Here is a 12673-nt window from a genome sequence, read left to right on the forward strand (position 1 = left end):
ATATTGTAAGTACATCTAAGTTAAATATTTTCAGCATTTAGGGCGATTTTCCCCCGACTTAAGATTAACAAGACTAGAGACCGTAAGTTGATTAGGGGCTCTAATGAGATATTATTGTTAAAAAGGAGGTACAAAATGAAGGAATATACGAAAAAGAAAATCTGTTTTGCATTACTAGTTCATGAGAATCGAGAATTAGTTGAACAATTAATCGCTAACATCAATTATTATTGCCCCAATAGTCATATAGTCCTTTATAATGGCGGTAATAAACCAAATCTCTGTGAAGAACTGGGTGTGCAAGTTTGTCCAACTAGTAAGAAATTAAAATATGGAAACCTTTCTTCGTACTTTTTTGAAACCATGGAATGGCTTGACGAGATAAATTTAAACTATGATTATTTTATCAACCTTGATTCAGACGTTCTTTTTTTTCGGAAGGGTTATGAAGAATTTATCGAAGAGCAAATGAAAGATGCTGATTATATGGGAGTAAAACTTAGAATCCCTGACAAAAATTGGACCTGTGGTAAATCATTTAAAAAGGATATTCAAAGGTGGGAACCATTTTTTTGTACTAAGCCTTTTTGGGGAGTGTTTAATGTTGGGCAAGTAATGAGTAAGGAACTCGTCAAAGCGTTGTTAGAGTATGAAAAGTTAATTTCACTTAAAAATGCACTTGAGGAAACAGATGTGTTTGGAATCGAGGAAATCATCTTTACAAACTTAGCAAATGAGCTAGGATTTAAAATGAAAAGCTACCCAGATGATTGTGGAGAAAAGTTAATTCGCTATCGACCTCACTTCAAGGTGAAAGAACTTAGTAAGTGTTTAAGCAAAAAAGTGGGCTGGTTAGCCCATCCGATACATCGTACTAAATGGGATCCAGCTAGAGAATTTATCTATGAATTACAATCTAGGAATATAAATGACCAAAAATCACTCATAGATAAAAACAACAAAAATAAAAGGCAGTCTTATAGTTTTAAAAACTATAAAAGCAAAAAAGGAAATGCTTAGTGCAATTCCTTTCTTACATATCCTACGCTTTTAAAAATATAAACCCTTACTAAGTAAGTTTTTTATTAGCTCTTCGTTCTCATCTACGGATTTCTTTATCTTTCTCTCTGAATTGGAATTAGTCGCGAACAAGATATTGAATAGCGCCACTTTGGCAACTACAATTGGTAACACAGTCTTTTCTATCTCTAACAGTTCACCATACGATTTAATAAAAAGCTTTATTAACTTATGCTTATCACCAGGTGCACGCTTATAAAAATAATAAAGTGCATAAGCAATATCATAAATCCGTTCACCATCTTGAATATAATCGTAATCTAGAATTGCTGCTATTGAGCCGTCGGAATAGTATAACATATTCCAAGGATGCCAATCATCGTGAATAATAGTTTTTGGTAAATTAGACGGGCAAAACTTTTGCCAATGTTGATTGATAGCGTTAAAGAGTGAAACTATTCTTGAGACTGTATAATTAGAAACATTATTATTGCTCATGGAAAGTACTTGAATTTTCATATCAAGGTTTTCTAAAGTGGGATAAATAAACACCTCTGGTAATGGTCCTGAGTTAAATGAGGATAGTGCACGGTGAAATTTAGCTAGTGTCATAGCATTGGCTTCGACTTGATTTCGGTTAAATATAAAATCGTATCCAAAAATATAAGGATATACCTGAATTATTATATCATCCTTAATTGAAAAGTATTGGTCCTCAATCGTTTTAATCGCTCGGAGAACTGGAACTCCTTCTTTTTTTAATCTACTTAAGATCTCCTCAATATAATTTATTCTTTCACTATTAGTCTTGATAGTCAGGCACCGAATCACATATTTTCCTTTTTGAGTTCTAATAATAATGATTCCGTTTATATTTCCGTTTCTGGGATAACCCTTTATTTTCTTCAACCTTCCTAATTTGTGTTTTTCACACACCCATTCAATAAACTCTCTCGGCAGTTTATTTCCTTTAGAATCTTCGTACATACTCTTTAGAGACATCCTCGCACCTACTTATTCATCACTTCTTTAACAACTATCTTATTAATTTCTAGAAAAAGGGATTGGACTAATGCCTAGTAAATAAGCATTCCCCTTTAATTCGTCTAATTTTCTAGGTCGTCTGGTCATTTCTCGTAGATTGGAAATGGTATTTAATAATACAAAGTCTCTGGGTTCTCCACCTAGTATCACTCATTAAATTCCAAGAAAGTATCTTTGTTCCACCCTCTCAGGTTTACTTTTTCTTCTTATAAAGTCATCATTTTGTCATTTAGTATGTACAAAAGGCTCGCTATTGCATAATTTAATTAATATGCCCCCCCTCTCATATTCACTAATTGAAAAACAGATCTAAATTAAGTTATATATATATTTTCTAAATATATAATCCGTACAGAAAGAAGGTGAAAATTTGAGTATGATTTATTCAGTTATCATTCCAACTTTTAATAGAGCAGAACAATTACTACTCACCCTTGGATCATTTCAACTACAAGCGTTTCCAAAAGAGCAATTCGAAGTAATTGTTATAGACGATGGTTCTAGTGATAATACAAAAGAGGTAGTAGAAACCTTTCAAGCTTCATATTCATTAGTTTATCTTGCTAATTCAAAAAACCGTGGCCGTTCATATGCAAGAAACAAAGGAATAAAAAACGCCAAAGGAACTTATCTTGTATTCTGTGATACCGATTTTATTGTCACTCCAGAATTCTTAAAGTTAGTATTTAACTACCAAAAAAAAATACCTAATACAATTATCTCCGCGACCCCAAGATCACTTGGAGTTGTTTACACACATTACTATCCAGAATTCAATGACAAACAAAAACAGGATATGTTTATCACCCTAAATAATCATTCTTTGTGGAAAAATGAGTTTCCGAATAATAATGCGGGAATAATAAACATTTTAAAATTGGAGGATCTGTACCAATCATTTAACAACATAGAACACTTTATTTCCCCTGCAGTAATAGACCCGTTTAAGAAACTTCAATTTCAACAAACAGACGTAGCTCCTTGGTTACTTTTCGTAACACGTTGTGTCACCGTAAAAAAAGGTGATGTAGAAAAGGCAGGTTATTTTGATGAAAAAATCACAAAATATGGACTAGAAGATTGGGAACTCGGTTTCCGACTTTACAATATGGGCTTATCTTTTATTAGCATGGAAGAAACGGTAGGTTTTCATCAAGAGCACCCTAGAGAAAAGACAAATCGCCAAAACATCCTTAGTAACCTTCAAATTATTTATGAAAAATATGGATTTTCTCATCCTGAATTAAACTTACTTGCTGTCGAACCACCTTGGTTAAATCTAGGCAAATATAAAAATAGGTTAAGAACATTGGAAAGATATAAGAAAACAGGAAGAAAACCTGAGCTCAAAAAGTTATTAAAGAAATGGGAAAACAAAGCAAAAATGTTCTATAATAATAAAAAATAACCCTCTAGTGAGAGCCGAAATAAATCGGTTACCTAAAGGGAGAAAAACAGCTACTATACTTTCCATAGATTAGCTGTTTTTTAGTACATTGTATTATATGAACATTTGATAAATGGCTTTAGCTCAGACAAGCGGATGACCTATTAGCACAATTAATGGAGGAAAGTTCCCGTTAATTTACGGTGCTACTCAAAATAAAAAGCTATTCATTTATTCTACTTTTTTTCATCTTCGCTTCGATTCGACTGCGATGGAGAATCGGTTCAGTATAGCCACTTGGTTGAAATCTCCCCTCAAATACTAATTCACAAGCTGCCTGGAAGGCTACAGAGTTTTCATAATTAGTCGCCATAGGACGATAGTTAGGATCATCAGCATTTTGTAGATCGACTACTTTTGCCATTCTCTTTAACGTCTCAAGCACTTGATCCGCTGTACATATTCCATGGTGTAACCAATTAGCCATATGCTGGCTAGAGATCCGAAGTGTAGCTCGATCCTCCATTAAGCCAACATTATTGATATCTGGCACTTTTGAGCAACCTACTCCATGCTCAACCCAACGAACAACATAACCCAGAATACCTTGCGCATTGTTATCAAGTTCTTCTTGAATTTCTGTATCACTCCAATTTTTATTTTGCGAGACGGGAAATTCTAATATTGAGTCTATTAAGTTATCATTTCTGCTGCCAAGCCCAGCTTGAACTTCGGAAACGTTGATTTGGTGATAATGCAGCGCATGTAAAGTAGCAGCTGTAGGTGAAGGTACCCATGCAGTATTTGCTCCAGCTTTGAGGTGTCCGGACTTTTGCACTAACATATCTGCCATTAAATCTGGCATCGCCCACATTCCCTTTCCTATTTGAGCCCGACCTGGTAGTCCAGAGCGAACTCCAATAACGACATTTGAGCTTTCATAAGCCTGTAACCAAGTAGATGACTTCATTTCATTTTTACGAATCATCGCTCCAGCTTCCATTGATGTATGAATTTCATCACCTGTTCGATCTAAGAATCCAGTATTGATAAAAACAACACGATCTCTTACTTGATAAATGCAATTTTTTAGATTAAGAGATGTTCTACGTTCCTCATCCATGACGCCAATTTTTAAGGTGTTTTTCTCTAAATCAAGTAAGTCTTCAATACAATCGAATAATTTATTTGCAAAGGCTACTTCTGCTGACCCATGCATTTTAGGCTTAACGATATAAACTGAGCCTTTTTTCGAATTTTTAAATGTACCTGTACCTAAGAGGTCATGTTTAGAAATGATACCTGTTACTACACCATCCAAAATCCCTTCAGGAATTTCTTGTCCGTTGTGGTATAACACCGCATTATTTGTCATTAAGTGGCCAACATTACGAACAAACAATAGGGAGCGTCCTGGCAAAATCAATGAATTTCCAGTAACACTCTTGTATGTTCGATCTTGATTTAACGTTCTTGTTATCATCTTCTCACCTTTTTGGAAGCTTGCTGTCAAATCTCCTTTCATTAATCCTAGCCAATTGCTATAAACCTCAACTTTATCCTCTGCATCCACTGCAGCAACCGAGTCTTCAAAATCCATAATTGTTGTAAGAGCTGCTTCAAGAATAATATCTTTCACACCAGCTTTATCAGAAGCACCTATCGGGTGAAAATGATCAATTTTGATTTCAAAGTGCAACCCATTATTCTTTAGTAAAATTGTTTCAGGGTTTTCAGGTGTTCCTTGATACCCAACAAACTTATTAGGATCCTTAAGGTTCGTGCCATTCCCATTGGTAAGTAACGCAACTAACTCTTGATTAACAATGGCGTACTTAACAACCTCTTTGTGACTTGCATCTTGTAAAGGGACGGTTTCATCAAGGAATTGCTTTCCATAAGCAATTACCCTTTCACCACGAACGGGATTATAACTCTTTCCTTGTTCCGCACCACCATCATCACCAATTGCATCTGTCCCATATAAAGCATCATAAAGACTTCCCCAGCGAGCATTAGCCGCATTGATCGCATATCGTGCATTGTTTACTGGGACGACTAGTTGTGGGCCAGCTTGTAAAACGATCTCATTATCAACATTTTCTGTTGAAATCTCGAAATCCTCCACTTTTGGCTCGAGGTAATTAATCTGTTCTAGAAATGCTTTATAATTTAAGAACGAAAAGTTTTCTTTATGACTCTTATGCCAATCATTAAGTTGGTTTTGAATTTCGGTACGACGGAGAAGTAAAGATTTATTTTCAGGAGCTAATTCTTCTATCAGGGATTCAAAATTAGCCCAGAATTGTCCACTATCTAAACCCGTACCTGGTAATGCTTTTGTATTTACAAATTCTAAAAAAACAGAAGCAACTTGAAGGTTACCCACTCTAACATAATTGTTCATTAAAAAATATCCCCCTCATTTAATTGATCAATAACAGTTTTATCTGTATTATAACACATTTTCTGACTATTTGAACCATTTTTAACAAATACTTAATTCCCAAGGGAAATTACCTACATTTTACTATTTAGTCCAGAGCTAAGTATCATCTGTACCTTTTAAATGCTCTTAAAGAGAGAGTAATCAAAAAAAAAACCACATTTTCATGTGGTTTTCTCTCTACATTAGCTCTTTTACTAATGTCTCTAGCATTTCATAGGTAACCTCTCCACGAATAACGTGAGCGATCTTGCCTTTTTGATCCAAAATATATGTATAGGGGATACTTTGAATATTATACAATGAAGACACCACACCTCTTCGGTTTACACTATCTAATGGCTGGTCAACAAAAGTAGGAAATGTGACATTGAAAGTTTCCATGAATTCAGCTGCACCGTTAGCATCTCGTTCATGGGTGGCTAAATTCACACCCAAGACTACTACGCCGTGACCTTTAAAATCGTCCGATAAACGCACTAAATCTGGCATTTCTTTGCGACATGGTGGACACCATGATGCCCAAAGGTTTAGAATGACGATTTCACCTTGATAATCAGATAACGATGTTTCCTCCTGGTTTTCCCATAAAGGAAGTGTAAAATCAGGTGCAAGCATCCCCTTTTCGGCCCCCACCTTTGGCGATTGTGTTGTCGCAACAACATATCCTATAAGGCCTATCGCTAAAATTAAGATAATCAAACTCATATTTCTTTGTTTTAACATGAATAATCCCTCCTATCCTTAATTAACTATAGCCTAATTCTTTAACGAAAACAAAGGAAAGTCTAATCCTTGCTCTTTAGAACTATGAAAATAATAATCTATAAACCCTGAAATGCAAAATCAGAAAAGATCTTAAAAAAGATGGCTTATCAAAAGCCATCTCATTCCATATATTGATTTATTTTTTATTCTTATCTAACATTTTTGCAATCGTGTTAAAGTTTACTTGTTCAGTTTGGTTAATAATGGTATTCACTAATTGGTCCTCAGTTTCTTTTTTCACCGGCTTGTTAGCAATTTTCCCTACTTGTCTGATTAGATTTCTAACTGTTGCTTCATCTTTTAAATTAGAATTCTGAATGGAATTAACTAATTTTAAGACTTCCCCCATATTGACGCCTGTTTTCTTTTCAATATTCTCAAAAAATGGATTATTCAAATACAAACCCTCCTATTCGATCACCAAAGGAAGATCAAGTAGAATTACGTCTTCCTTAGCTTTTTAAAATTTTCATACTAACACTATATGTAGATACAACCAAAAGGGTTAGTTACTTGTACCGATTTTTTAAACTTTAAGTGATTTTTTAAAAAAAGTTTGCATGTAAATTGTCCAATGCTGATACGAATATAGGTAAGGAGATATTTTTTATTTTTTCATCAAAGCATGTTCAGTTTTAATTTCACAATTAATAGGCATTCACATATCCTATAACTATGAAAACAAAGATAAAGGACGGATTATTTATGCCTGCAATTGTTGGAGCAGTAAAAATAAATGCTATAGGTTCTAGTTCGGTATTTAATATTGGCGATGTATTTACCATTTCCCCTGCAAGTACCGCAAAAACGTTTGCCGGTGCAGGATCATTTAATACTGGTGACTATTTAAAGATCCGAAATGATTATAGTGCAACAAATACGTATGACAAAGATATTGCAGACGCGAATATCAATACAATCATTTAGCATAGGTGGTGTCTAAATGAACTTCTATATTAACCAAAAAATTCAAATTAATAATTTAAGAATTGACAGTGTTTCAAATTCTTCAGTGCTGCAAATAGGTAGTGCAGGAATGATACGATCTTTATCGAGCCTCTACAATACAGGTGGGTTTACTGGACCAGCTCCGGAAGCGACTGAACCTTTAGACCCAGTAACCCCACTTGTTCCACTTACTCCACCTGCACCGGCTGCACCAACCTTACTCTAATATTTAAATTCTCAATACGAAATGGCTAAGGGGGGAATTGTATGTATTATAACTATGACATGATGGCAAACATTCAACATTTGTATCAATGTTTAGAGGCACAACAAAGAAAAATTGACTATCTAGAGATGAGAATTGAGGAACTTCAAACTGGTTTTAATACAATCAAGCAAGATAATGCAGGAAAAGTGGAGAGAATTGAATATAAATTTGATCAACTGAAAGTTGAACGATTAGAAGGAACATTAAATATTGGAATTACACCTAGTGGTGGGATCGAGCCAAGTTCGATTGAGGACTTCTCAATTAATCGAAACACAATAGACGTACCTGAAGCAACGACACCAAAGCAAAATCCTGTTCTCTTTGAAAATATTAAACGAGATGTCCACCATTATCTAAATACAGGTTGTTATGATGTGATGACATCTCTTGAGAGACAATATAATTATCAACTAGATGGTCCTTATCGAGATTTTATTGTTGAAGATGTAAGAAAACAAATTGACTCTCGTATTCACTATTACCTTCGAGGGGTACCTATCGTTGAAAATGATGAAAATAAATTAAGAGAACTAGAAGAGATGACAACAAAGAAGGTTGTCAATGACATTAATAAAACTCTTGAACAGTTCATCCAACATTTACCTCAGAAAGGGGATTAAATAATGAATTTTACAGTCGTTAACCATAATATTTCTGTAGGAACCATTGATGTTCGCGGAGTAGCTTCCTCTTCGATATTGTTAGTAGGTGACACAGATAACATTATCTTGTCTTCAGCATTTGACACACCTCCTGAATCACTGATTATTGGACCATTTGTTCCACTTGCTTTCGAGGGATAGTTTCTATGATTAAAAGAACCTCTATCGTCAATAACACTAGAGTTCGAAGCGTAAGTTTAAGCTCTGTAGTTCAAATTGGCGACTCAGTCCAAATCACTCCAGTTTCTTGGGCGCTTGCAGTACAAAGGCAATTACAACTGTTTTATGGAAATGAGGGGAACTTTGCTGCATTCCCTATTTTTTCAAGAGAAATACCTTCCCCACCATTGATAGATTCAGTCAATATTCAACGATACAATGCTTCCAACTTTATTAAAGTTGGCCATATTGATATTACAGGTGTGTCATCAGCTAGTGTTTATCATATTGGTTCAACAAGCTACATCCATGCTGAGACTAGAATTAAACATATAAGGCAGCTGCAGAAATCAGTGAAGAAAATTAACTAGTATTGTAACCCATAAAATAACTCCACATACAATAAATATTAATACGAAGGAAAAGGGTGTTTGTATGCCTGCAATTGTTGGAGGGCCTTTTAAAATTAATGAAAATGGTGGAGTAGTTAATTTTGGCGATGCACTTAATATCTCACCAAAGAGTACTTCAAAGTCTGTGTCAGGATCTGGTGGCGGAAACTCAGGAGACTTCACGATCGTAAATAACGGCATTAATATGAATAACGTAGCAGATCCAGATGTTGTCGATCAAAACTTAGCTGGTAATGTGTAAGAAAGAGAAGTTTCACATTAATTCTTCTCAATTTTTCATCACAAAATAAGAACCAAAAAAAACCCTTACTTAGTAAGGGTTTTTAGTATTATATGTATGGTGACTCGTATTGGACTTGAACCAACGACCCCTTGCCTGTCAAGCAAGTGCTCTCCCACTGAGCTAACGAGTCAATTCGAATAAAATAATAATATACTTTTACAGAAAGTTTGTCAAGCTGAAAAGTCGTGGACTATATGTTCTAGGAAATTTACCAAAAGAAAGATGACTCCTTAAAAACTAAACTCTTCACAACAGGCAACAACCTTATATAATGTGAAGACATCTCTGATATACATTTTCCAGAGATGTCTCACCTTTTTATGTACATTTGCTTACTCATCATAGGTATAACGGACAATATATTTTTCTTCAGCTAATTTTTTAATTTCTACCCAGGGAGGTAATTCATATCCTCCACGCCAATTTTCTTCTAGCTTTGCCTTTAAACAGCTTGCTTGGAATTTTGAACGAAATATTTGTTTCCAATACACCCAACGTGTAGTCTTCACCTAAATTCCTCCCCACTAAAGATATCCATATTATTACCATTTTCAATATTTTAAACATCAAAAAGGAAGTGATTTCTCACTTCCTACTAATCGGAATTAAACTACTCAGCTAACCAATTAGCCGATTCGCTCCTCTAAATCTCGTCTTTTAATCTCATCTTCTCTTAATTTTTCTTGTCGGTCCCGAATTCGATGAGCCAATCGACTAGAAGCATTTGCTGCAATACTACAAATCAAGTCATCAAGAAACGTATTTATTTGATCTCCTTTTGTGTCTAGTTCTCTAATTATCCCTGTCTTTTCTTTATCCAAAAAACCAAAGGTAGTAACGGCAATACTTCCGTAGCCAAAAACACTACCGAGGGCAATCGTTTCATCAACACCAATAGTCCTTCATCCATCTCAACTATTGATTGTAATGGCTCTGATAGTTTCCCTTGCTCTGCTAACTTATCTAACTCAACCCCTACTAAAATAGCATGCTGTATTCTCTTTTTTCTAAAACTCGATCAACACTTTCAATACATTCTTCTATTGTTAATGTATCAGTATATTGAACTTGCATTTATAAACGATTTCCGCTATGTCAATAATTTGTACACCGCGTTCTATAAGTAAAGCCCTTGCTGCTTTTTCAACGATATGACAATGTACAGGTTCTTTATATTTCATCTTTTACCCCTCCTGGTTTCGTTAGTAAAGCACCTCCTCATTTTACCATATATCCTATTTTTCTTCATTTTTTGCCTTTCTTAAAAGGAAATGCTTCGTTTTCCAAAAAGAAAAGTGGTATATTATATACATGACCACTTAAGGAAGCGCTAACATAGGAGGGGTTTTGTTGACTTTTAAAGGAACTATATTTGATGATTATCTGGAAAGTCGTTTTTTAAAAGAAAAAATTGGCTTTAAGACATTCTTGCCAGCAAATTATTCGCCTCTGTATACATACCAACTGCTGATTGCTCAAGATGGAGATGACTACTTTTTAAAAGGGAAACTAGCTTCTACTGCAAGTGAACTTCTCGAGCAAAGAGAAATCAACAATTGTATTTTGGTCATGATCCCGTATCAGTCAGTAGAGGATCGTTATAAGAACTATCACCCAAATGGTTCCGAGAACCAAAACTATATTCGCTTCTTAGCTGAAGAATTAATTCCATATCTTGAAAAGCAGTATCATACGTTTGAGCTTGCTAGCGGGCGTACATTAATGGGGGATTCGTTAGGGGCGACCGTAAGTTTGCACGCTGCAATGGAATATCCTTATACATTTGGTCAAGTCATTGCTCAGTCACCTTTCATTGCCCAAAAAACAATGGATTACTTAACCAATTTTAAAAAGCCTGAACTACTACGGCTATACCATTCCATAGGTGATCAGGAAAAAGAAGTAACGACTACCGATGGAAAGATCATTGATTTTTAACAGTAAATCGCACATTCAATGAGTTGGTTAAAGAAAAAGGAATTGACTCCTGTTATGAAGAATTTAATGGTAATCATACATGGACATACTGGCAACAAAATTTAAAAAGTGCACTTATTTGGGCCTTAAAATAGTTAGTTTTTAGAAAAACAGCCAACATGTTCGTTGTTTTTCTTACATAAAGGCTGTTTTCGCAAAGTTTGTTGCTTTCGTAAAAATCCTAAGAATTCACCACTATTTAGTAAGTATTGCTCTTTTCTTAATTAATTTATTGGGTGATATCTTCATCTAAGGTATTTTTTCGATTATTTTAGAGTAAAAAAGCACAATGTTTACGAAAAGAGCCTACATAAAAAAAATTAGGAGGGAATTATTTTGAAATACGGAATAGCAATTTTTCCATCAAAACAATTACAGGATATGGCAAACTCATTAAGAGCGCGGTATGATTCTCATTATGCGCTAATCCCACCACACATTACCTTAAAAGAAGCCTTTGAGACGGAAAATGTAAAAGAACTTGCCAAAGAAATCAAAAATGTTTGTCAGGAAATTAATCCATTTCCATTACATGTTTATAAGTATAGTTCTTTTAATCCCGTAAGTAACACTATTTACATGGGCATTGAAGAAAATCATGAGCTTACACGCCTCCAAGAAAAGTTAAATTCTGGTTTTTTGAACAAGTACAAAAATATCAATTCGTACCACACATTACAGTTGGTCAAGATTTAGATGATGATGAGTTTCACGATGTCTTAGGGCGACTTCGTATGAAAACGATTAACCATGAAGAGATTTGTGACCGTATTCAACTTTTATACCAATTAGACAACGGATCATGGACAGTTTACGAAACGTTTTTATTAGGAAAGGAATGCTAATTTAAAATGGAAGTGTTCGTAGTAAACAATGAAAGTCAATTAAGAGACGCATATTCTGTTCGGGTAAAAGTTTTTGTAGATGAACAGCAAGTTCCACCAGAAGAAGAAATCGATGACTTTGAGGCATCATCTACTCACTTTGTCGTTTACGACAAGGGTAAGCCAATTGGTGCAGGTCGTTTGCGAGAACTGGATGGGTATGCGAAAGTAGAACGAATTTGTATTGATAAGGAATACCGTTCGTTGGGGATTGGGAAACTTCTTATGGAAGCGATTGAAAAAGAAGCTAAACAACAGGGTTTTTGTAAGTTTAAACTTAATGCTCAGATCCAGGCCACAGATTTTTACAGAAAATTAGGCTATGAGGTTTGCTCGGATGAATTTCTTGATGCAGGTATCCCACATGTAACTATGAAAAAAATATAATTTCCAAAAAAGCGATTAAGTGAT

16 protein-coding genes, 1 tRNA gene and 2 pseudogenes are annotated in these 12673 nt (G+C 34.8%); 12 read left to right on the top strand and 7 right to left on the bottom strand.

What is annotated here, in order from left to right:
* Nucleotides 1–135 precede the first annotated feature (135 nt).
* Nucleotides 136–1020: a hypothetical protein gene (locus tag H1D32_RS23680; protein ID WP_261180657.1), complete on the top strand. Its 885-nt coding sequence runs from the start codon at nt 136–138 to the stop codon at nt 1018–1020.
* Nucleotides 1021–1050: 30 nt separating this feature from the next.
* Here H1D32_RS23680 and H1D32_RS23685 read toward each other — a convergent pair whose 3' ends face one another.
* Nucleotides 1051–2022, bottom strand: a complete 972-nt coding sequence (locus H1D32_RS23685) for a phosphotransferase (RefSeq protein WP_261180658.1) — start codon at nt 2020–2022, stop codon at nt 1051–1053.
* A gap of 418 nt (nt 2023–2440) precedes the next feature.
* Between H1D32_RS23685 and H1D32_RS23690 the strand changes: the two genes are divergently transcribed.
* Nucleotides 2441–3472: a glycosyltransferase family 2 protein gene (locus H1D32_RS23690; protein ID WP_261180757.1), complete on the top strand. Its 1032-nt coding sequence runs from the start codon at nt 2441–2443 to the stop codon at nt 3470–3472.
* A gap of 202 nt (nt 3473–3674) precedes the next feature.
* On the opposite strand, the gene H1D32_RS23695 is transcribed toward H1D32_RS23690, so the two are convergent.
* The 3 genes from H1D32_RS23695 to spoVIF all read right to left on the bottom strand — a co-directional run bounded on the left by H1D32_RS23695 (nt 3675) and on the right by spoVIF (nt 7062).
* Entirely contained in the window at nt 3675–5858 is a 2184-nt protein-coding gene (locus H1D32_RS23695) for a malate synthase G (RefSeq protein ID WP_261180659.1), read from the bottom strand.
* Nucleotides 5859–6077: 219 nt separating this feature from the next.
* Entirely contained in the window at nt 6078–6623 is a 546-nt protein-coding gene (locus H1D32_RS23700) for a TlpA family protein disulfide reductase (RefSeq protein ID WP_261180660.1), read from the bottom strand.
* A gap of 178 nt (nt 6624–6801) precedes the next feature.
* Nucleotides 6802–7062: a sporulation-specific transcription regulator SpoVIF gene (gene spoVIF / locus H1D32_RS23705; protein WP_261180661.1), complete on the bottom strand. Its 261-nt coding sequence runs from the start codon at nt 7060–7062 to the stop codon at nt 6802–6804.
* Nucleotides 7063–7370: 308 nt separating this feature from the next.
* Between spoVIF and H1D32_RS23710 the strand changes: the two genes are divergently transcribed.
* The 6 genes from H1D32_RS23710 (at nt 7371) to H1D32_RS23735 (ending at nt 9359) form a co-directional block, all read left to right on the top strand.
* Complete coding sequence (locus tag H1D32_RS23710; protein ID WP_261180662.1) at nt 7371–7592, top strand: spore germination protein; 222 nt, start codon at nt 7371–7373, stop codon at nt 7590–7592.
* Between the two features lie 16 nt (nt 7593–7608).
* Nucleotides 7609–7839, top strand: coding sequence for a spore germination protein GerPB (locus H1D32_RS23715; protein WP_261180663.1), 231 nt, complete (start codon nt 7609–7611; stop codon nt 7837–7839).
* Nucleotides 7840–7880: 41 nt separating this feature from the next.
* Nucleotides 7881–8504: a spore germination protein GerPC gene (gene gerPC / locus H1D32_RS23720; protein ID WP_261180664.1), complete on the top strand. Its 624-nt coding sequence runs from the start codon at nt 7881–7883 to the stop codon at nt 8502–8504.
* 3 nt (nt 8505–8507) lie between these two features.
* Nucleotides 8508–8687 carry a spore gernimation protein GerPD gene (locus tag H1D32_RS23725; protein ID WP_261180665.1) on the top strand — a complete coding sequence of 60 codons (180 nt, stop codon included), beginning with the start codon at nt 8508–8510 and terminating at the stop codon, nt 8685–8687.
* 5 nt (nt 8688–8692) lie between these two features.
* Nucleotides 8693–9076: a spore germination protein GerPE gene (locus tag H1D32_RS23730; protein WP_261180666.1), complete on the top strand. Its 384-nt coding sequence runs from the start codon at nt 8693–8695 to the stop codon at nt 9074–9076.
* Between the two features lie 64 nt (nt 9077–9140).
* Nucleotides 9141–9359, top strand: coding sequence for a spore germination protein (locus H1D32_RS23735; protein WP_261180667.1), 219 nt, complete (start codon nt 9141–9143; stop codon nt 9357–9359).
* 97 nt (nt 9360–9456) lie between these two features.
* On the opposite strand, the gene H1D32_RS23740 is transcribed toward H1D32_RS23735, so the two are convergent.
* From H1D32_RS23740 to H1D32_RS23750, 3 genes and pseudogenes are all read right to left on the bottom strand, one after another.
* Nucleotides 9457–9531: transfer RNA gene (locus tag H1D32_RS23740), tRNA-Val, on the bottom strand.
* Between the two features lie 202 nt (nt 9532–9733).
* Nucleotides 9734–9910, bottom strand: a complete 177-nt coding sequence (locus H1D32_RS23745; protein ID WP_261180668.1) for a hypothetical protein — start codon at nt 9908–9910, stop codon at nt 9734–9736.
* Between the two features lie 117 nt (nt 9911–10027).
* Nucleotides 10028–10582: pseudogene (locus H1D32_RS23750) on the bottom strand (phosphatidylglycerophosphatase A family protein).
* A 169-nt stretch (nt 10583–10751) separates the two neighbouring features.
* On the opposite strand from H1D32_RS23750, the gene H1D32_RS23755 reads away from it, so the two are divergent.
* From H1D32_RS23755 to H1D32_RS23770, 4 genes and pseudogenes are all read left to right on the top strand, one after another.
* Nucleotides 10752–11339, top strand: coding sequence for an alpha/beta hydrolase (locus tag H1D32_RS23755; protein ID WP_261180669.1), 588 nt, complete (start codon nt 10752–10754; stop codon nt 11337–11339).
* A gap of 23 nt (nt 11340–11362) precedes the next feature.
* Nucleotides 11363–11473, top strand: a complete 111-nt coding sequence (locus H1D32_RS23760; protein WP_261180670.1) for an alpha/beta hydrolase-fold protein — start codon at nt 11363–11365, stop codon at nt 11471–11473.
* A gap of 241 nt (nt 11474–11714) precedes the next feature.
* A pseudogene (locus H1D32_RS23765) lies at nt 11715–12223 on the top strand (YjcG family protein).
* A gap of 6 nt (nt 12224–12229) precedes the next feature.
* Nucleotides 12230–12649 (top strand): GNAT family N-acetyltransferase, encoded by a 420-nt coding sequence (locus H1D32_RS23770; protein ID WP_261180671.1) that lies wholly within the window; start codon nt 12230–12232, stop codon nt 12647–12649.
* The last annotated feature ends 24 nt before the right edge of the window (nt 12650–12673 follow it).

The sequence above is a fragment of the Anaerobacillus sp. CMMVII genome (assembly GCF_025377685.1).
Lineage (GTDB): Bacteria > Bacillota > Bacilli > Bacillales > Anaerobacillaceae > Anaerobacillus.

Bases quoted from the DNA above. Each gene is read 5' to 3' on its own strand.
- H1D32_RS23680 (WP_261180657.1), top strand. From the start codon at position 136: ATGAAGGAATATACGAAAAAGAAAATCTGTTTTGCATTACTAGTTCAT.
- H1D32_RS23685 (WP_261180658.1), bottom strand. From the start codon at position 2,022: ATGTCTCTAAAGAGTATGTACGAAGATTCTAAAGGAAATAAACTGCCG.
- H1D32_RS23690 (WP_261180757.1), top strand. From the start codon at position 2,441: ATGATTTATTCAGTTATCATTCCAACTTTTAATAGAGCAGAACAATTA.
- H1D32_RS23695 (WP_261180659.1), bottom strand. From the start codon at position 5,858: ATGAACAATTATGTTAGAGTGGGTAACCTTCAAGTTGCTTCTGTTTTT.
- H1D32_RS23700 (WP_261180660.1), bottom strand. From the start codon at position 6,623: ATGTTAAAACAAAGAAATATGAGTTTGATTATCTTAATTTTAGCGATA.
- H1D32_RS23710 (WP_261180662.1), top strand. From the start codon at position 7,371: ATGCCTGCAATTGTTGGAGCAGTAAAAATAAATGCTATAGGTTCTAGT.
- H1D32_RS23715 (WP_261180663.1), top strand. From the start codon at position 7,609: ATGAACTTCTATATTAACCAAAAAATTCAAATTAATAATTTAAGAATT.
- gerPC (WP_261180664.1), top strand. From the start codon at position 7,881: ATGTATTATAACTATGACATGATGGCAAACATTCAACATTTGTATCAA.
- H1D32_RS23725 (WP_261180665.1), top strand. From the start codon at position 8,508: ATGAATTTTACAGTCGTTAACCATAATATTTCTGTAGGAACCATTGAT.
- H1D32_RS23730 (WP_261180666.1), top strand. From the start codon at position 8,693: ATGATTAAAAGAACCTCTATCGTCAATAACACTAGAGTTCGAAGCGTA.
- H1D32_RS23735 (WP_261180667.1), top strand. From the start codon at position 9,141: ATGCCTGCAATTGTTGGAGGGCCTTTTAAAATTAATGAAAATGGTGGA.
- H1D32_RS23770 (WP_261180671.1), top strand. From the start codon at position 12,230: ATGGAAGTGTTCGTAGTAAACAATGAAAGTCAATTAAGAGACGCATAT.